This is a genomic window from Pseudomonas petroselini (genome assembly GCF_045037875.1).
GTDB classification, from domain to species: Bacteria; Pseudomonadota; Gammaproteobacteria; order Pseudomonadales; family Pseudomonadaceae; genus Aquipseudomonas; species Aquipseudomonas petroselini.
In genome coordinates this window covers 2,143,519-2,161,420 of the sequence record NZ_CP173614.1, presented here as the reverse complement: position 1 = coordinate 2,161,420, position 17,902 = coordinate 2,143,519, and the positions used below count along the sequence as shown (strand labels likewise).

Annotated in this window: 11 protein-coding genes; 10 read left to right on the top strand and 1 reads right to left on the bottom strand. The window is 60.5% G+C overall.

The features are described 5' to 3' along the window. The first annotated feature begins 270 nt into the window (after positions 1–270). Positions 271–4,845, top strand: a complete 4,575-nt coding sequence (locus ACI512_RS10035) for a glycosyltransferase (protein WP_236381401.1) — start codon at positions 271–273, stop codon at positions 4,843–4,845. Positions 4,846–4,890: 45 nt separating this feature from the next. Here the strand turns inward: ACI512_RS10035 and ACI512_RS10030 are convergent, their stop codons facing one another. After that, entirely contained in the window at positions 4,891–5,601 is a 711-nt protein-coding gene (locus ACI512_RS10030; RefSeq protein WP_012722546.1) for a tellurite resistance TerB family protein, read from the bottom strand. A gap of 168 nt (positions 5,602–5,769) precedes the next feature. On the opposite strand from ACI512_RS10030, the gene ACI512_RS10025 reads away from it, so the two are divergent. The 9 genes from ACI512_RS10025 to ACI512_RS09985 all read left to right on the top strand — a co-directional run bounded on the left by ACI512_RS10025 (position 5,770) and on the right by ACI512_RS09985 (position 17,858). Then, the gene (locus ACI512_RS10025) at positions 5,770–6,681 is read left to right on the top strand and encodes a LysR family transcriptional regulator (protein ID WP_012722545.1); all 912 of its coding nucleotides are present in this window, start codon (positions 5,770–5,772) and stop codon (positions 6,679–6,681) included. A 132-nt stretch (positions 6,682–6,813) separates the two neighbouring features. Then, on the top strand, positions 6,814–8,271 hold the full coding sequence (locus tag ACI512_RS10020; RefSeq protein WP_012722544.1) for a gamma-aminobutyraldehyde dehydrogenase: 1,458 nt from the start codon (positions 6,814–6,816) through the stop codon (positions 8,269–8,271). 73 nt (positions 8,272–8,344) lie between these two features. Continuing rightward, positions 8,345–9,496: a putative ABC transporter substrate-binding protein YdcS gene (gene ydcS / locus ACI512_RS10015; protein ID WP_064054931.1), complete on the top strand. Its 1,152-nt coding sequence runs from the start codon at positions 8,345–8,347 to the stop codon at positions 9,494–9,496. Between the two features lie 138 nt (positions 9,497–9,634). Beyond that, positions 9,635–10,669 carry an ABC transporter ATP-binding protein gene (locus ACI512_RS10010; RefSeq protein ID WP_064054930.1) on the top strand — a complete coding sequence of 345 codons (1,035 nt, stop codon included), beginning with the start codon at positions 9,635–9,637 and terminating at the stop codon, positions 10,667–10,669. A gap of 1 nt (position 10,670) precedes the next feature. Further along, a complete protein-coding gene (locus ACI512_RS10005; RefSeq protein ID WP_012722541.1) occupies positions 10,671–11,600 on the top strand; it encodes an ABC transporter permease in 930 nt (309 codons plus the stop codon). Then, positions 11,590–12,399 carry an ABC transporter permease gene (locus tag ACI512_RS10000; protein ID WP_012722540.1) on the top strand — a complete coding sequence of 270 codons (810 nt, stop codon included), beginning with the start codon at positions 11,590–11,592 and terminating at the stop codon, positions 12,397–12,399. The genes ACI512_RS10005 and ACI512_RS10000 overlap by 11 nt, the downstream gene beginning before the upstream one ends. A 107-nt stretch (positions 12,400–12,506) precedes the next feature. Then, on the top strand, positions 12,507–13,931 hold the full coding sequence (locus ACI512_RS09995) for a gamma-aminobutyraldehyde dehydrogenase (protein ID WP_012722539.1): 1,425 nt from the start codon (positions 12,507–12,509) through the stop codon (positions 13,929–13,931). Between the two features lie 100 nt (positions 13,932–14,031). Beyond that, positions 14,032–15,894 (top strand): FAD/NAD(P)-binding protein, encoded by a 1,863-nt coding sequence (locus tag ACI512_RS09990; protein WP_236381655.1) that lies wholly within the window; start codon positions 14,032–14,034, stop codon positions 15,892–15,894. 338 nt (positions 15,895–16,232) lie between these two features. Then, the gene (locus ACI512_RS09985; RefSeq protein ID WP_012722537.1) at positions 16,233–17,858 is read left to right on the top strand and encodes a glucan biosynthesis protein D; all 1,626 of its coding nucleotides are present in this window, start codon (positions 16,233–16,235) and stop codon (positions 17,856–17,858) included. Positions 17,859–17,902: the final 44 nt, after the last annotated feature.

Sequence of the window (17,902 nt, the reverse complement as noted above, 5' to 3'; positions counted from 1 at the left end):
ACCGCCTCCACGGACGTGCTCCTCGCTGAATATCAGGACGGGTCGAATCCGAAATCGGAAGGCGGGGACCCACCTCAGCAACGTCAAGTCGTGCTCTTTTTTTACAGTGGACAATAGAAGATACAACCCACGCACCCAGGTTTTACGCAGGCTGGAGCCGCTCGGAAACACCCGAAAAAACAAACGCACTCTGCGAGACAGCGACGAGGGCGTAGAACTGCCTGCCCACGCCTGGCGCTTCAGCGCCTATCCCTGCAAGGAGCATAACCATTGAATATTTCCTCCCCCTCTACCCCGCTAGCCATTACCCCGCCGCCAAACACACGGATCGCCCCTCCTACCACCGGCAACGCATTCCGCCAGCATCGCAGCGACAGAGCCTCCACAGACTCCTTGCCCGAGGCCGCCAAGACGCCAGCAAAGTCGCCGTTGCCGTTGAGTCTGCTGCCTTCAAATAGAGCGAAAGCCAGCATCGCCGCAGGCAATGCTTTAGCGATGGGTTACCCGGACAAGCTCCTGGCGGGTTACTACGGCGACGCGCTGGCACGCGCGCGCGGCGGGGACAGCCAACGAGAGGTGATTGTTGCCGGCATTCCCCCCGACTCGACGTTCGGAAAATGGTGGCAATACTTTCGGGAGACGTTGAATAGCCCGGACTTCACCGCCTGGATGCTTTCGGAGGGTCTCGATAGCAGCACTGTCGAGATCATTCCCTCCAAAGGCGCCTTACACGCCAGGCGAAAAGCCGACCAGAGCGTGGTCAGTTTTACCCTCAACAACGATGCGCGCTGGGCGGCGGTGGCCGGGCCCATACTCGAAGCCGGCAAGGTGATCGCGCCCGATACCTTCAGTATCAGGAACCCCGCAATGCTACCTGTACACAGCGCGCCCTTTGAGCTTATCGGGCGGTTCTATGGGGAAAACCTCGACAACCTCAGCCGGGCCCAGGTGGCAACGCGTGTTGCACAATTGAATGAAGGCCAGGGTTTCCGACCACTCGACCCATCGGATGGGTTAAGACCTCCCCATACACGCACCCCTGAAGCCCTCGAGCTTCAGAAACAAAACCTGGGTGACAGACGCAACCGCCTAAGCCTTATCCATACGCTCACCCGTATCAGTGTGCTGGCCTCAACGAATTCAAACACGACGCTGGCCGAACACATCGATTCGCACCGTGTCCCCGTCCACCCGGATTCCGTATTCGCGAAGACTTATCCAGGCATGCCGGAAAACGGTTTGAAACTTGAGCCGTTTTTGCATGCGCACGGCTTGATGATTCCCCAGGACAAGGCCGAGCTGTCGAACCTTATTGCCGTTCTGTCAGACCCGTTGCCACAACCGCCTGACAACTCGGGGCACTGGGGACTGCTGTCGGACACGCGCCAACTCGGACGTGACGAGCGCGAACGCGTCCAGAACATCGCCAGTGAAGAGGCACGAAATGGGTTGGAGGGGGGCACCTGCCTTCTCAACCACCTGGCTAAAAAAACTCCCGATCTCATCAACGCTGATAGCCCCGCGCAACGCCTGCAGGCTCTGATTGCCAGTCCGCAGGCACAGGCGCTGGGTAAGCGCCTGCGAAGCGCGTTCGCGGACACCTGGTCAACCAGCACAGCCAGCGACTGGGCGATGACCGCGCTGGCGCTCGACCTGGACCCCGCCGTGGGCACCCAACGCAATGTCGTCGCCGGTTACGACCTGGCCCAGGCAGCTCACCGGGGCTTGTCACCTCCCGTTATAACAGCGCGACTCGTCGAGCATCTTAAGCAGCAAGGCCGAGTCGATAACGACCTGGCCCCTGCGGCGGCACAGCTATTGCTCGCCAGTGCAGCACCTGCGTTCCTGGTCAAGGACCTCCCTGGCGGCTTGGTGTATGGGTCCCACACCTGGGCCAGCCTGAGCACCGCTGTCGCGCGCATTGAGGCGCTGGAGCCGGGCGCCACCCGTAACATGACGTTTGGCCAAGTCATGAGTTTTGGCAACAGAAGCCCGGTCACGCTTAAGGATGCTGGCATTGAGGCGGGGGCTCAGACACATGCCGTCATCGATTGGGCCATCGCCAATGACGTCCTGAATAAGGCTAACGATGATGCGTTTACGCCCGAACAGATCACCGTTGCGCGAGACAAATTCAACGCATTGCTAGAAACATTAGGCACTGCCAATAAAGGCCTCACCGCCTTTCTGCCTACGCGCAGGGCATTGGCCTGCGCAGAATTGAAGAAAGTATATGGCGACTATGACTTCGAGCAGCCGCTGACCCCCATCGTCAACCTTGACGGCAGTGAGACCAAGCATGCGCTGGTAGACATTTATACGGCAGGGAAGATGGACCGTATCGTTGACCAGAGCGTCGTATTGAGCCCGACCCGCCGCACGGGGGTCAGACCCCTTCCGGACATCACGGCCATTTTCAATGAGCAGTTCGACGCTTACATCAAGGGATTGAGGACAGGCATAAACACCGCGATGCAATACCAGTTTTCCCAACTGCCTCTTGATGAACGCCAACATATCGCGGTCGGCGACATCACCTTCCACTCTGTGCGCGAAGCCAACGGCGACACTGAGACACCCGCTCAAGTCGACGCGTCCAGAGCACGTCACGGTCTACTGATGTGTGTAAAAAACAAAGGTGACGTGCGGATTTACGAAGTGTTGCCGATGCAGGGGCTCGTTCGCCGCAACCATCAGCTATGGGGCAGCAGCGTTCATCAAACGCCCCTACGTGGCTACGATGACCCGGATGATTACTTTCTTGAAAAGGCCAAAGGCAAGTCGCTCGACATTGACTTGGACGCCTACAAAACCGGCGCGCCGCCAAAGGAAGTCGTGTCTTCAGGCCTTTCCATTGATCCAGTGCCTTTTTCTTTTCCAAAGGCATGGGGAGAAAAGACCGGGCAAGACCGTTCGCCTACAGCGCCATGGGCCAGTGAGCGTGAGCAACACCTGGCCAACGAGATCGAAAAGTTTGTCCTCTATGGCCGCGACGCGCTCAAGACCTACGCCAGTGGAACCAATGCTGTTGAAGAGCAAGAAAAACAGTTGGTGGATGAACTGGGCGCCGTCATGGACTTCCTGCCCCTGAAAAGCGGTATTGAAAAGGCAGTAAAAGGCGATGTATGGGGGGCCGTTGGGGACTTCGCTCTGGACCTGCTGGGTTTTGTTATTCCGGTGGGCAAGGCGGTCAGCCAGGCGACCAAGCTCACTGGAAAACTCGGAACAAAACTGTTCACCGGAGCCAAAATAATCGGCGCCGCGGCAGTCGGCGCTCTTAACCCAGCGGACGGCCTTGGCGCGCTGGCCGAGGGTTTGGGTCAAGGCACGCGCCAAATGCTTTCAACGGCTGCTCGCGCGTTCAAGTTGAAGCATCCACCCGGCCTGCCGGGTGAACTCGCAGTGGTCGAAAAATACACAGTTTCACCCTCGCGCCTCGTCGGCCTGAGCCCGGATAGCCAAGGGGTTTACCACAGCCTCGATGGCCAGAGTCAATACATCCGCCACGTCGACAAGTCTGGCAAGGCGTCTGTCTATCAGGTTCGAGAAGCTTCGGGCGGTAGCCCCATGAGTTCGGTGCAGGTTCGTGTCATCAACCCCAAGACCTACCGACAAACTGAATTCATATTAAACAAAACCGGCGCCGATCAATGGCAACGCCTGGGGCTGCCGGGCGGTGTCGAGGGAATGCCTTATAAAAGCTATGAAGTCCCCATGGACGAAGTCAACCGCGTACTTAGTGATGATGGCAAGACAAGGCTTTATGCCAATTTTTGCGTTTTAGTAGAGTTTGATGTAGCCAATGACGTTTGGCGCAAGCTAGGCGACGGTAAAACCCTGGGTGCCCCTTTTTGGCGAACAGGCCCCTACGAGTGGAAAAGTGGCAGCCTGGATGAGTTCTTGCGGGTCAAGGCGACACTGCCCAAGCCAACCACCTTTGAAACAGTTCACGCAGCCCTTGCCCCCGTTCCCACGGCCGTTACGCCGATCAAGAAGGAAATCAATTACATATGGGCTGGCGCCATGATTCCGGATGATCGGCTCAGCCTGATGCTGGAGAATGCACGTAAGACACCCGGTTTCCAATCAGTGGTCCATGTCGACGCAGACAGCCCGGAAAAGTTTGCATCGATCAAAGCGGCCTTGGACAAAAAAACGCCCAACCTGGAAGTGCGAAATCTGAATGAAGATCCTTTCTTCCAAGAGTTCAAGACCACGCAAGCCGGTGAGATGTACCAGTATTTTCGTCAGGGCAAAACCCACAATTACGCGGCGGCTTCAGATGCTCTGCGCTATCCGCTGATCAACCACCGGGGCGGCATCTACCTGGACAGTGATGACTTGATCACCAAGCAGATTGGAGATATCGAGCTCAAAGCAGGTACCGATGACCTATTGCTCAACTCCCATGTGAAGCATTCCGAACTCTCGTTCACGGGCTACAACACTAACGTGTTCGCCAGCCATCCCAACAACCGGGTCCTCAAAGAGATCAGTGAGGAATCCTACAAACGATTCCGGGAAAACAAACCATGGCTGGACACACACCGACCTTACCTTGAGAGGGACAATCCCAGCCCTGAGGCCATACGGGAATTCAATGAGTATGAGAGCAAGATATTTGAAGTAACGGGGCCTGACGTCTTTAACGATGTCTTGAAGAAAAGCCGGCCCGACTACTACGGGCTCAGCGAAACGATCGGTAACAACGCGCGAGCCGGCATCATTTTACCGAGGGCGGATGCACTCGCAGAGCAGTCCGCCATTGACTATTACCTACCCTTCCATCGCCGTTTTGAAATAGACATAGGCGGCGGCCACTCTATGGTCGACAGAGTCAGCTGATACCGAGAACACGACCCTGATCGTTCCCAGCCATGGGGACGGTCATCACTCTGTCGCCTGACGAACCTGTTTTTCCAGCTCCTGCTTCAAACCAGGCTCAAGTTTCAGTTGGCGTGCCAGCTCATCCAGGTACGCTTTCTCCATAAAGTTCTCCTCATCCACCAGCATCACACTGGCGATGTACATCTCAGCCGCCATCTCCGGGGTACTGGCCGCCCGTGCTACATCGGCCGGGTCCAGGGGCTTGTTCAGTTCCGCGTGCAGCCAGCTTTGCAGCTCGCGGTCGTTATCCAGCTTGGTGAACTCGCCTTCGATCAGCTCGCGTTCGCGCGCATCCACATGGCCGTCGGCCTTGGCGGCGGCGACCAGCGCCTTGAGAATGCCCTGGCTGTGTTGCTCGACCTGGGCCGGTGGCAGGCGGTCGATGGTCTGCGGTTCGCCCTGCGGCGCATTGGCTTGATTGGCCTGCCAGTTGCCATAGGCTTTATAGGCAATCACCCCCAAAGCCGCCAAGCCGCCGTAAGTCAGGGCCTTGCCGCCAAATTTGCGCGCCTTCTTGTTGCCCATCAGCAAGCCCATGGCGCCGGCCGCCAGGGCGCCGCCACCCGCTCCACCGAGCAAACTCCCCAGCCCGCCACCGCCCAGCAAACCGCCGAGAGCGCCTTTGTCATCCTGCTTGCGTTGGCCGCCAGCCTTGTTTTGCAACATGTCCTGGCCAGACTTGAGCAGTTGATCGAGCAATCCACGGGTATTCATTCGTAGCCTCCAGACACTTGGGTTCATAGGACCAATAGGCCCCCAGCGTAAAACTAAGTGCCAAAAAGCCTCGATCTAGATTGCTTCCAGATGTAACGCGGGCGCCCTTCGCAAAAACCGATATACACTCGAGTGAATCTATAAAAACACCTCACTGGTAATTCCAGCATGATGACCTTGCGTCAAATCCGGCACTTTATCGCCGTGGCCGAGACCGGCTCGATCTCCGCCGCCGCGCAGACCGCGTTTATTTCCCAGTCGACACTGACCCTGGCCATCCAGCAACTGGAACAGGAAATCGGCGTCAACCTGTTCAACCGGCATGCCAAGGGCATGACCCTCACCCACCAGGGCCATCAATTCCTGCGCCAGGCGCACCTGATCCTCGCCACCGTCGATAACGCCAAGCGCAGCCTGCAACAGAGCACCGACCAAGTGGCGGGCCAGTTGATCATCGGCGTGACCAGCCTGGTGGCCGGTTATTATCTGGCCGATCTGCTGACGCGCTTCCAACGCGCCTACCCCAACGTGGAAATCCGCGTGATGGAGGATGAACGTCCGTATATCGAGCATTTACTGGTCAGCGGCGAGATCGACGTTGGCGTGCTGATCCTCTCCAATCTCGAGGACCGCCACGCGCTGCAGACCGAAGTGTTGACCCACTCGCCCCACCGTTTGTGGCTGCCGGCGCAACACCCATTGCTGGAACACGACAGCATCAACCTGGCCGATGTGGCGCGTGAGCCGTTGATCCAGCTGAATGTCGATGAAATGGGCCACAACGCCCAACGCCTATGGGCTGGAGCCGGGTTACAACCTCGGGTGACCTTGCGCACCGCGTCGACCGAAGCGGTGCGAAGCCTGGTGGCGGCGGGTCTCGGCGTGTCGATTCAGCCGGACATGACCTACCGGCCCTGGTCCCTGGAAGGCGACATTATTGAAGCACGGCCGATTGCCGACCTCAGCCAGACCCTCGACGTGGGCCTGGCCTGGCGCCGTGGCACCGCGCGTCCGGCGCTGGTCGACCCCTTCCTGACCGTGGCACGCGAACAGCCGCACCCGCGCAAGCCATCTATTTAATCGAATGCTGCATTCAGTATTTAGTATTTGTTGACCTCGCGCCTGGCCACTACTCTCAGCTAATCCATAAGAGAAGGCCGGGCGCCTTGTAAGAGAACGCCCATGGCCACACAAGAAAAGAGATCGCGAAAAATGTCCGGCGCGCCCACCCCGCTGCTCACTGCGTTGCTGATCGACGGCGAACTGGTCCAGGGCCAGGGTTTTGCCGAGCCGATCCTCAACCCGGCCACCGGTGAAGTGCTCACCCAGATCGCCGAAGCCAGCACCGAGCAGGTCGAAAGCGCAATCCTCGCCGCCCACCGCGCCTTTGCCGGTTGGTCACGGACCACGCCGCAGCAACGCTCGAACATCCTGCTGGGCATCGCCGACGCCATCGAAAAACAAGCCGACTACCTGGCCCGCCTGGAATCACTGAATTGCGGCAAGCCGTTGCACCTGGCGCGCCAGGATGACTTGAGCGCCACCGTCGATGTGTTCCGCTTCTTCGCCGGGGCCGTGCGCTGCCAGACCGGGCAACTGAGCGGCGAGTACCTGCCGGGCTACACCAGCATGGTGCGCCGCGATCCGATTGGTGTGGTGGCCTCCATCGCGCCGTGGAATTACCCGCTGATGATGGCCGCGTGGAAGATCGCCCCGGCCCTGGCTGCCGGTAATACCTTGGTGTTCAAGCCGTCGGAACACACGCCGCTGTCGATCCTGGCCCTCGCCCCGGTGCTTAAAGATCTGCTGCCGCGCGGCGTGATCAACATTCTGTGTGGCGGCGGCGAAGGGGTTGGCAGCCATCTGGTCAGCCACCCCAAGGTGCGCATGGTGTCGCTGACCGGCGATATCGTCACCGGGCAGAAGATCCTGCAGGCCGCCGCCAAAACCCTAAAACGCACGCACTTGGAACTCGGCGGCAAAGCCCCCGTGATCGTATGCAACGATGCCGACCTGCAAGCCGTGGTCGAGGGCGTGCGCGCCTATGGTTACTACAACGCCGGCCAGGATTGCACCGCCGCGTGCCGCATCTACGCCCAGGCCGGAATCCACGACAAACTGGTCGCCGAACTGGGCGCGGCCGTGAGCAGCCTGCGCTTTGCCGGCAAACGCGATGCCGATAACGAACTCGGCCCGCTGATCAGTACGCGCCAGCGCGACCGCGTCGCCAGTTTTGTCGAACGTGCCCTCGGCCAGCCGCATATCGAACGCATCACCGGCGCCGCCGTGCATTCCGGTGCGGGCTTCTATTACCAACCTACCCTGCTCGCCGGCTGCAAACAGAACGACGAAATCGTGCAGCGCGAAGTGTTCGGCCCGGTCGTCACGGTGACGCGCTTCGACGAGCTGGAACAGGCGGTGGACTGGGCCAACGACTCCGAATACGGCCTGGCCTCGTCGGTGTGGACCCAGAACCTCGACAAGGCCATGCAAGTGGCCGCGCGCCTGCAATACGGCTGCACCTGGATCAACAGCCATTTCATGCTGGTCAGCGAAATGCCCCACGGCGGCTTGAAGCGCTCGGGGTACGGGAAAGACCTGTCCAGCGATTCGCTGCAGGACTACAGCGTGGTACGTCACATCATGGCGCGCCACGGCCAACATCTTTAAAACAACAACTAAGCTCTTGCGTTACCGGTTGCACACAACTGCCCCGACCATAATTAAAGAAGAGGGAACCCCCATGTCTGCGCACAAGACCGCACTGCTCAGTGCCCTGACCACAGCGCTGCTGGCCAGCGCCAGCCTCCAGGCCGCCGAACCGCTTAAAGCCGTTGGCGCGGGTGAAGGCCAGTTGGATATCGTCGCGTGGCCCGGCTATATAGAACGTGGCGAAAGCGACAAGGCCTACGACTGGGTCAGCGGTTTCGAGAAGGAAACCGGCTGCAAGGTGAATGTGAAAACCGCCGCCACCTCGGACGAAATGGTCAGCCTGATGGCCAAGGGCGGGTATGACCTGGTCACCGCGTCGGGCGATGCATCGCTGCGCCTGATCGTCGGCAAGCGCGTGCAGCCGATCAACACCGCGCTGATCCCCAACTGGAAGAATATCGACCCGCGCCTGAAGGATGCGCCGTGGTACGTGGTCGGCCAGCAAACCTACGGCACCCCGTACCAGTGGGGCCCGAACGTGTTGATGTACAACACCAACGTGTTCAAGACCGCGCCCACCAGCTGGGACGTGTTGTTCAACGCGCAGAACCTGCCGGACGGCAAGCCGAACAAGGGCCGCGTGCAGGCGTATGACGGGCCGATCTACATCGCCGACGCGGCGCTGTACCTCAAGTCGACCAAGCCGGAACTGGGCATTCAAAGCCCATACGAACTGACCGAAACCCAGTACAAGGCCGTGCTCGATCTGTTGCGCGCCCAGCAACCGCTGATCCACCGCTACTGGCACGACACCACCGTGCAAATGAGTGACTTCAAGAACGAAGGCGTGGTGGCCTCCAGCGCTTGGCCGTATCAGGTCAACGGCCTGCAGAACGAGAAGCAGCCGATTGCTTCGACGATTCCGAAGGAAGGCGCCACCGGCTGGGCCGACACCACGATGTTGCACACCGAGGCCAAGCACCCGAACTGCGCCTACAAGTGGATGGACTGGTCGCTGCAGCCGAAGGTCCAGGGCGATGTCGCCGCCTGGTTCGGTTCGTTGCCGGCCGTGCCTGCGGCCTGCAAGGAAAGTGAACTGCTCGGCGCCGAGGGTTGCAAGACCAATGGTTTCGACCAGTTCGAAAAAATCGCCTTCTGGAAAACCCCGCAAGCTGAAGGCGGCAAGTTCGTGCCGTACAGCCGCTGGACCCAGGATTACATCGCGATCATGGGCGGCAGGTAAGGCCTTCCAAACGACCTAGGTCCCCAGTGGGAGGGGGCAAGCCCCCTCCCACATTGACCGCACTCATAGATGTTTTGTTTTTTCAGAAGTCCAGGCCGGGCCGCTGCGACGACCCGCGCCTTTTCGGAGCACCGCACCATGACGCTTGCAGTCCAATTCACCCACGTTTCCCGTCAGTTCGGCGAAGTGAAAGCCGTTGACCGGGTTTCCATCGATATCCAGGACGGCGAGTTCTTTTCCATGCTCGGCCCTTCCGGCTCAGGCAAGACCACCTGCCTGCGCCTGATCGCCGGGTTCGAGCAGCCGAGCGCAGGCTCGATCCGCATTCATGGCGAGGAAGCCGCCGGCTTGCCGCCGTATCAGCGTGATGTAAACACCGTGTTCCAGGATTACGCGCTGTTCCCGCATATGAATGTGCGCGACAACGTCGCCTACGGCCTCAAGGTCAAGGGCGTCGGCAAGGCCGAACGCCTGAACCGTGCCGAGGAAGCCCTGGCCATGGTCGCGCTCGGCGGCTACGGCAACCGCAAGCCGGTGCAGCTCTCCGGCGGCCAACGCCAACGGGTGGCCCTGGCTCGCGCCCTGGTCAATCGTCCGCGGGTATTGCTGCTGGATGAACCACTGGGTGCCCTTGACCTCAAGTTGCGCGAGCAGATGCAAAGCGAGCTGAAGAAGCTGCAGCGCCAGCTGGGCATCACGTTTATCTTCGTGACCCACGACCAGACCGAAGCCCTGTCGATGTCCGACCGTGTGGCGGTGTTCAACAAAGGTCGCATCGAGCAAGTCGACACCCCGCGCAACCTCTACATGAAACCGGCCACCGCGTTCGTCGCCGAGTTTGTCGGCACCTCCAACGTGATTCGCGGCGAGCTGGCCCAGCGCCTCAGCGGCAGCGCGCAGCCGTTCTCGATCCGCCCGGAACACGTGCGCTTTGCCGACGGCCCGCTGGGCGCCGGCGAGGTGGAAATCAGCGGTCTGCTCCACGATATTCAATATCAGGGCAGCGCCACCCGCTATGAACTGAAGCTGGAGAACGGCCAGGCGTTGAACATCAGCCAGGCCAACAATCAGTGGCTGGACATCAGCAGCGGCCATCAGGTCGGCCAGTCCATCACCGCCCGTTGGGCGCGGGAAGCCATGACCCCGCTGACCGACAGCACAGGCGAGGTGTGACATGAGCCTGGCCCTTTCCCACCCGCCGATGCGCAGGTTTTCCAACCTGCTGTACCGCAAGCCCAACCTCTACCTGGCGATGCTGCTAGTGCCGCCGCTGATCTGGTTCGGTGCCATCTACCTCGGCTCGCTGCTGACCCTGCTGTGGCAAGGTTTCTATACCTTCGACGACTTCACCATGGCGGTCACGCCGGACCTGACCCTGGCCAACTTCGCCGCGCTGTTCCAGCCGTCAAACTTCGACATCATCGTGCGCACCTTGAGCATGGCGATTGTGGTGTCGATCGCCAGCGCCATCGTCGCCTTCCCCATCGCCTACTACATGGCGCGCTACACCACGGGCAAGACCAAGGCGTTCTTCTATATCGCGGTGATGATGCCGATGTGGGCCAGCTACATCGTCAAGGCCTATGCCTGGACCTTGCTGCTGGCCAAGGGCGGCGTGGCGCAGTGGTTCGTGCAACACCTGGGGCTGGAGCCGGTGTTGCAGTTCGTGCTGGGCATTCCCGGTGTGGGCGGCAGCACCTTGAGCACCTCGCACCTGGGGCGGTTCATGGTGTTCGTCTATATCTGGCTGCCGTTCATGATCCTGCCGATCCAGGCCTCCCTGGAACGCTTGCCGCCCTCGTTGCTGCAAGCCTCGGCGGATTTGGGCGCCAAGCCACGCCAGACCTTTATGCAGGTGATTCTGCCGCTGTCGGTGCCGGGGATTGCCGCCGGTTCGATCTTCACGTTCTCGCTGACCCTGGGCGATTTCATCGTGCCGCAACTGGTCGGCCCGCCGGGTTACTTCGTCGGCGGCATGGTCTACGCGCAGCAAGGCGCCATCGGCAATATGCCCATGGCCGCGGCGTTCACCCTGGTGCCGATCGTGCTGATCGCGGTTTACCTGTCCATCGTCAAACGCCTGGGGGCCTTCGATGCACTCTGAAAAATCGTCTATGGGTCTGAAGATCGCAGCGTGGGGTGGACTGGTTTTTCTCCATTTCCCGATCCTGATCATCTTCCTCTACGCCTTCAACACCGAAGAAGCCGCGTTCAGCTTTCCGCCCCAGGGCTTCACCCTGAAGTGGTTCAGCGTGGCCTTCGCCCGACCGGACGTGCTGGAAGCGATCAAGCTGTCGTTGCAGATTGCGGCCATCGCCACCCTGATCGCCATGGTGCTCGGCACCCTGGCCTCGGCGGCGCTGTATCGCCGCGAGTTCTTCGGCAAGCAAGGCGTGTCGTTGATGCTGATCCTGCCGATTGCACTGCCGGGGATCATCACCGGTATCGCGCTGCTGGCGACCTTCAAGACACTGGGCATTGAGCCTGGGATGTTCACCATCATCGTCGGCCACGCGACCTTCTGCGTGGTGATCGTCTACAACAACGTCATCGCGCGCTTGCGCCGCACGTCCCACAGCCTGATCGAAGCCTCGATGGACCTGGGCGCCGACGGCTGGCAGACCTTCCGCTACATCATCATGCCCAACCTGGGCTCGGCGCTGCTGGCCGGCGGCATGCTCGCCTTTGCGCTGTCGTTCGACGAAATCATCGTCACCACCTTCACCGCCGGCCACGAGCGCACCTTGCCGCTGTGGCTGCTCAACCAGTTAAGCCGCCCACGGGATGTGCCGGTGACCAACGTGGTGGCGATGCTGGTGATGTTGGTGACGATGTTCCCGATTCTCGGTGCCTATTACCTGACGCGCGGCGGTGAAAGCGTGGCCGGTAGTGGCGGTAAATAACGTTGCCATTGAAGGGACACGGTTCAAATGAGGGAGGGGGCAAGCCCCTCCCACATTTAGAGCCAGTGTATTCAAGGAAATAACAATAGTTTGTGGAGAGCTGAACCATGCAAACCAAATTACTGATCAATGGCCAACTGATCGAAGGCGAAGGCCCGGCCCAAGCCGTATTCAACCCGGCCCTCGGCCGCGTACTGGTAGAAATCAAGGAAGCCAGCGAAGCCCAGGTGGACGCGGCCGTGCGCGCCGCCGATGCGGCGTTCGAAGGTTGGTCGCAAACCGCGCCCAAGGATCGCTCGCTGCTGCTGCTGAAATTGGCAGACGCGATCGAAGCCCACGGTGAAGAGTTGGCCAAGCTGGAGTCGGACAACTGCGGCAAGCCCTACAGCGCCGCGCTCAACGATGAAATCCCGGCGATTGCCGACGTGTTCCGCTTCTTTGCCGGCGCCAGCCGTTGCATGAGCGGTTCGGCGGGCGGTGAGTATTTGCCCGGCCACACCTCGATGATCCGCCGCGACCCGGTGGGCGTGATCGCGTCCATCGCCCCGTGGAATTACCCGTTGATGATGGTCGCCTGGAAAATCGCCCCGGCCCTGGCCGCCGGTAATACCGTGGTGCTCAAGCCGTCGGAACAAACCCCGCTGACCGCGCTGCGGATGGTCGAACTGGCGGCGGATATTTTCCCGGCCGGCGTGCTCAACCTGGTGTTCGGCCGTGGGCCGACGGTGGGCAACCCGCTGGTGACTCATCCTAAAGTGCGCATGGTGTCGCTGACCGGCTCCATCGCCACCGGCGCGAATATCATCTCCAGCACCGCCGACAGCGTGAAGCGCATGCACATGGAACTGGGCGGCAAGGCGCCGGTGATCATCTTCAACGACGCGGATATCGACGCGGCCGTGGAAGGCATTCGCACCTTCGGCTTCTACAACGCCGGCCAGGATTGCACCGCTGCGTGCCGGATTTACGCGCAAGCGCAGATCTACGATGCGTTTGTCGAGAAGCTCGGCGCAGCGGTCGCCAGCATCAAATATGGCTTGCAGGATGATCCGGCCACCGAGTTGGGCCCTTTGATTACCGCGCAACATCGCGACCGTGTCGCCGGGTTTGTCGAGCGCGCCGTGGCACAGCCGCACATTCGCCTGGTCACCGGCGGCAAGGCGGTGGAAGGTAATGGCTACTTCTTTGAACCGACCGTGCTGGCCGACGCTCAGCAGGACGACGAGATCGTGCGCCGCGAGGTGTTCGGCCCGGTGGTATCGGTGACCAAGTTCACCGATGAAGCGCAGGTGCTGGGCTGGGCCAATGATTCGGACTACGGCCTGGCGTCATCCGTGTGGACCGCCGACGTAGGACGCGCCCATCGCTTGGCCGCGCGCCTGCAGTACGGCTGCACCTGGGTGAACACCCACTTCATGCTCGTCAGCGAAATGCCCCACGGCGGTCAGAAACTGTCGGGGTATGGCAAGGACATGTCCATGTACGGGTTGGAGGACTACACCACCGTTCGCCATGTGATGTTCAAGCACTGACGAGGAGCGAGCTTACTGTGGCGAGGGCGCTTGCTCCCTCGCCATAACAATGCGCTCCGACAACGCCGCTCTCATAACAATAAAATTCAGGTTCTCCCCCATGGATATCACCCGCCGCGACTTCCTCAACGGCGTCGCTGTCACTATTGCCGCCGGTATGACCCCACTGCAAATCCTGCACGCCGCCCCCGACGGCCGCTACTACCCACCCGCCCTCACCGGCTTGCGCGGCAGCCATGTCGGCTCGTTTGAAGTGGCGCACCAGATGGGCTGGGAGAAGAAGATGTTCGACACCGATAAGCTGCCGATCACCGAGGACTATGACCTGGTGGTCGTCGGCGGCGGCTTGAGCGGTTTGTCGGCGGCGTGGTTCTACCGTGAGAAGCACCCCAAGGCGAAGATCCTGATCCTGGAAAACCACGACGACTTCGGCGGCCATGCCAAGCGCAATGAGTTCCAGGCCGGTGGCCGCATGCTCATCGGCTACGGCGGCAGCGAGGCGTTCCAGTCGCCCAACCACCTGTACAGCAAGGAAGTGAACGGGCTGTTGAAGAAACTCGGGGTAAACATCAAGCGCTTCGAAACCGCCTTTGACCGCCAGTTCTACCCAAGCCTTGGGCTGTCGCGCGGGGTGTTTTTCGACCAGGAAAACTTCGGCGAAGACAAACTGGTGACCGGCGACCCGACGCCGATGGTCGCCGATGACATCGCGCCGGACCAACTGAATGCGCGGGCCATCAGCGATTTCATCAATGACTTCCCATTGCCGCCTGCAGACCGCCAGGCCCTGATCGCCCTGCACACGGCGCCCAAGGACTACCTAGCGGGCAAGTCTGCCGAAGAAAAGGCCGACTACCTGGCGGCCACCAGCTACCGCGATTTCCTGCTCAAGAACGTAGGGTTGTCGGAAGGTGCAGTGAAGTATTTCCAGAGCCGTACCAATGACTTCATGGCCCTGAGCATCGATGCAGTCGCCTCGTCCGATGCCTACAGCGTGGGTTTCCCGGGCTTTGCCGGGATGAACCTGGCGCCGATCAGCGAAGAAGCGGCGGCGGAAATGGAAGAGCCCTACATCTACCACTTCCCGGATGGCAATGCGTCGGTGGCGCGGTTGCTGGTGCGCAGCCTGATCCCAGGTGTGGCGCCGGGGCACACCATGGACGATATCGTCCTGGCGGCGTTTGACTACGCCAAGCTCGACCAGCCCAAGGCGGCCGTGCGGTTGCGCCTGAACAGCACGGCGGTCAGCGTGCGTAACGTCGGCGATGGCGTGCACATCGGCTACAGCCGTGGCGGACAACTCGCACAAGTACGCGGCAAACGCTGCATCCTGGCCTGCTACAACATGATGATTCCGTATCTGTTGAAGGATTTGCCGGCGCCGCAAGCCCACGCGCTGAGCCAGAACGTGAAGTACCCGCTGGTGTACACCAAGGTGGTGATCCGCAACTGGCAGTCGTTCCAGACACTCGGCGTGCATGAGATTTATGCGGCGACCCAGCCTTACAGCCGGATCAAGCTGGACTACCCGGTGAGCATGGGCGGCTACGACCACCCGCGTGACCCGACGCAGCCGATTGGCTTGCACATGGTCTACGTGCCCACCAGCCCGAACAGCGGCATGAACGCCCGCGACCAGGCCCGTGCCGGGCGGGGCAAGTTGTATGGGCAGACGTTCGAACAGTTGGAAGCGCAGTTGCGTGATCAGTTGCAGCGCATGCTGGGGCCGGGAGGGTTCAACCATGAGACCGATATTCTGGCGATCACTGTCAACCGCTGGTCACATGGGTATGCGAGCTTCTCTAACAGTCTGTTTGATGACGCCGATGAAAGCGAAGCGTGGATGAACCTGGCGCGCAAGCCGGTGGGGCACGTGAGCATCGCCAACTCGGACGCGGCGTGGAGTGCGTATGCGCATGCAGCGATTGATGAGGCTTACCGCGCAGTGGGTGAAATCGCCTGAAATACAGCCTGAATGTGGGAGGGGGCTTGCTCCCGATAACGGTGTGTCAGTCAACACATGTATGTCTGATGTACCGCTATCGGGAGCAAGCCCCCTCCCACATTTGGATGTGCATGATTTGGGGGAAATGTGAGCACTCACCACGCCGGAAATGTCTTGTCGCATTTGCAATGCCATCACCCCGCTATCAATCAATTTTCCTACGTCATCGAACCGCTTAAGCTATCCGGCGTCTGTTTAATGTCCGTTGCGTTTGGCCGAAGGCATGTCCGAACCGTAATTTCTGATCCAGCACGTGCCAGGAACGGCGCGGGATTTGCTCACGACAGGTTGTCTCTATGCACCGCAGGAATTTGCTCAAAGCGTCCATGGCCATTGCGGCTTACACCGGTTTATCCGCCAGCGGCCTGCTCGCCGCCCAGGCCTGGGCCGGGAACCGTGCCGCCGATGGCAAGGCCGTCGCGTTCGATTTCGAATCGCTCAAGGCCCAGGCCAAACAACTCGCCGGAACCGCTTACAAAGACACCCGACAGGTGCTGCCGCCGACCCTGGCGACCATGACCCCGCAGAATTTCAACGCCATCGGCTACGACGGCAACCATTCGCTGTGGAAGGAATTGAACGGCCAACTCGACGTGCAATTCTTCCACGTCGGCATGGGGTTCAAGACGCCGGTGCGCATGCACAGCGTCGACCCCAAGACCCGTGAAGCGCGTGAGGTGCATTTCCGCCCTTCGCTGTTCAATTATGAAAAAACCACGGTCGACACTAAGCAACTGACCGGCGATCTCGGTTTCTCCGGCTTCAAGCTGTTCAAGGCACCCGAACTGGACCGGCATGACGTGCTGTCATTCCTCGGCGCCAGTTACTTCCGTGCGGTGGATTCAACCGGCCAGTACGGCCTGTCGGCCCGTGGCCTGGCCATCGACACTTACGCGAAAAAACGCGAAGAATTCCCCGACTTCACACAGTTCTGGTTTGAAACCCCGGACAAGAACGCCACTCGCTTCGTGGTCTACGCCCTGCTCGACTCGCCCAGCGCGACCGGCGCCTATCGCTTCGACATCGACTGCCAGGCCAACCAGGTGGTGATGGCCATCGACGCCCATATCAATGCGCGCACCACCATCGAACAACTGGGCATCGCGCCGATGACCAGCATGTTCAGCTGCGGCACCCACGAGCGCCGCATGTGCGACACCATCCACCCGCAAATCCACGACTCGGACCGCCTGGCGATGTGGCGCGGTAACGGCGAGTGGATCTGCCGTCCGCTGAATAACCCGGCCAAGCTGCAATTCAACGCGTTTGCCGATACAGACCCGAAAGGCTTCGGCCTGGTGCAGACCGACCATGAGTTCGCCAGCTACCAGGACACGGTGGACTGGTACAGCAAGCGCCCGAGCCTGTGGGTCGAACCGACCACAGCATGGGGCGAAGGCTCGATCGACCTGTTGGAAATTCCTACCACCGGCGAGACCCTCGATAACATCGTGGCCTTCTGGACCCCGAAAAAACCCGTGGCGGCCGGCGATTCGCTGAACTACGGCTACAAGCTGTACTGGAGCGCGCTGCCACCGGTGAGCACGCCGCTGGCACAGGTCGATGCCACCCGTTCCGGCATGGGCGGCTTTACCGAAGGCTGGGCACCGGGTGAGCACTACCCGGAAGTCTGGGCCCGCCGATTTGCCGTGGACTTCAAGGGGGGCGGCCTGGATCGCCTGCCAGCGGGCACCGGGATCGAGCCAGTGGTGACCTGTTCCCACGGCGAAGTGAAGGACTTCAGCGTGCTGGTACTCGACAACATCAAGGGCTACCGCATCCTGTTTGACTGGTACCCGACCAGCGACAGCGTGGAACCGGTGGAACTGCGCCTGTTTATTCGCACGCAAGACCGCACCTTGAGTGAAACCTGGCTGTATCAGTATTTCCCGCCGGCACCCGAGGCGCGTAAATACACATGATGCCAACTGTGGGAGCGGCGCATCGCCGCTCCCACAGGGCTCAA

Excerpts from the sequence above, each read along its gene's own strand:
- ACI512_RS10030 (WP_012722546.1), bottom strand. The coding sequence starts at position 5,601 with ATGAATACCCGTGGATTGCTCGATCAACTGCTCAAGTCTGGCCAGGAC.
- ACI512_RS10025 (WP_012722545.1), top strand. The coding sequence starts at position 5,770 with ATGATGACCTTGCGTCAAATCCGGCACTTTATCGCCGTGGCCGAGACC.
- ACI512_RS10000 (WP_012722540.1), top strand. The coding sequence starts at position 11,590 with ATGCACTCTGAAAAATCGTCTATGGGTCTGAAGATCGCAGCGTGGGGT.
- ydcS (WP_064054931.1), top strand. The coding sequence starts at position 8,345 with ATGTCTGCGCACAAGACCGCACTGCTCAGTGCCCTGACCACAGCGCTG.
- ACI512_RS09995 (WP_012722539.1), top strand. The coding sequence starts at position 12,507 with ATGCAAACCAAATTACTGATCAATGGCCAACTGATCGAAGGCGAAGGC.
- ACI512_RS09985 (WP_012722537.1), top strand. The coding sequence starts at position 16,233 with ATGCACCGCAGGAATTTGCTCAAAGCGTCCATGGCCATTGCGGCTTAC.
- ACI512_RS09990 (WP_236381655.1), top strand. The coding sequence starts at position 14,032 with ATGGATATCACCCGCCGCGACTTCCTCAACGGCGTCGCTGTCACTATT.
- ACI512_RS10020 (WP_012722544.1), top strand. The coding sequence starts at position 6,814 with ATGTCCGGCGCGCCCACCCCGCTGCTCACTGCGTTGCTGATCGACGGC.
- ACI512_RS10010 (WP_064054930.1), top strand. The coding sequence starts at position 9,635 with ATGACGCTTGCAGTCCAATTCACCCACGTTTCCCGTCAGTTCGGCGAA.
- ACI512_RS10005 (WP_012722541.1), top strand. The coding sequence starts at position 10,671 with ATGAGCCTGGCCCTTTCCCACCCGCCGATGCGCAGGTTTTCCAACCTG.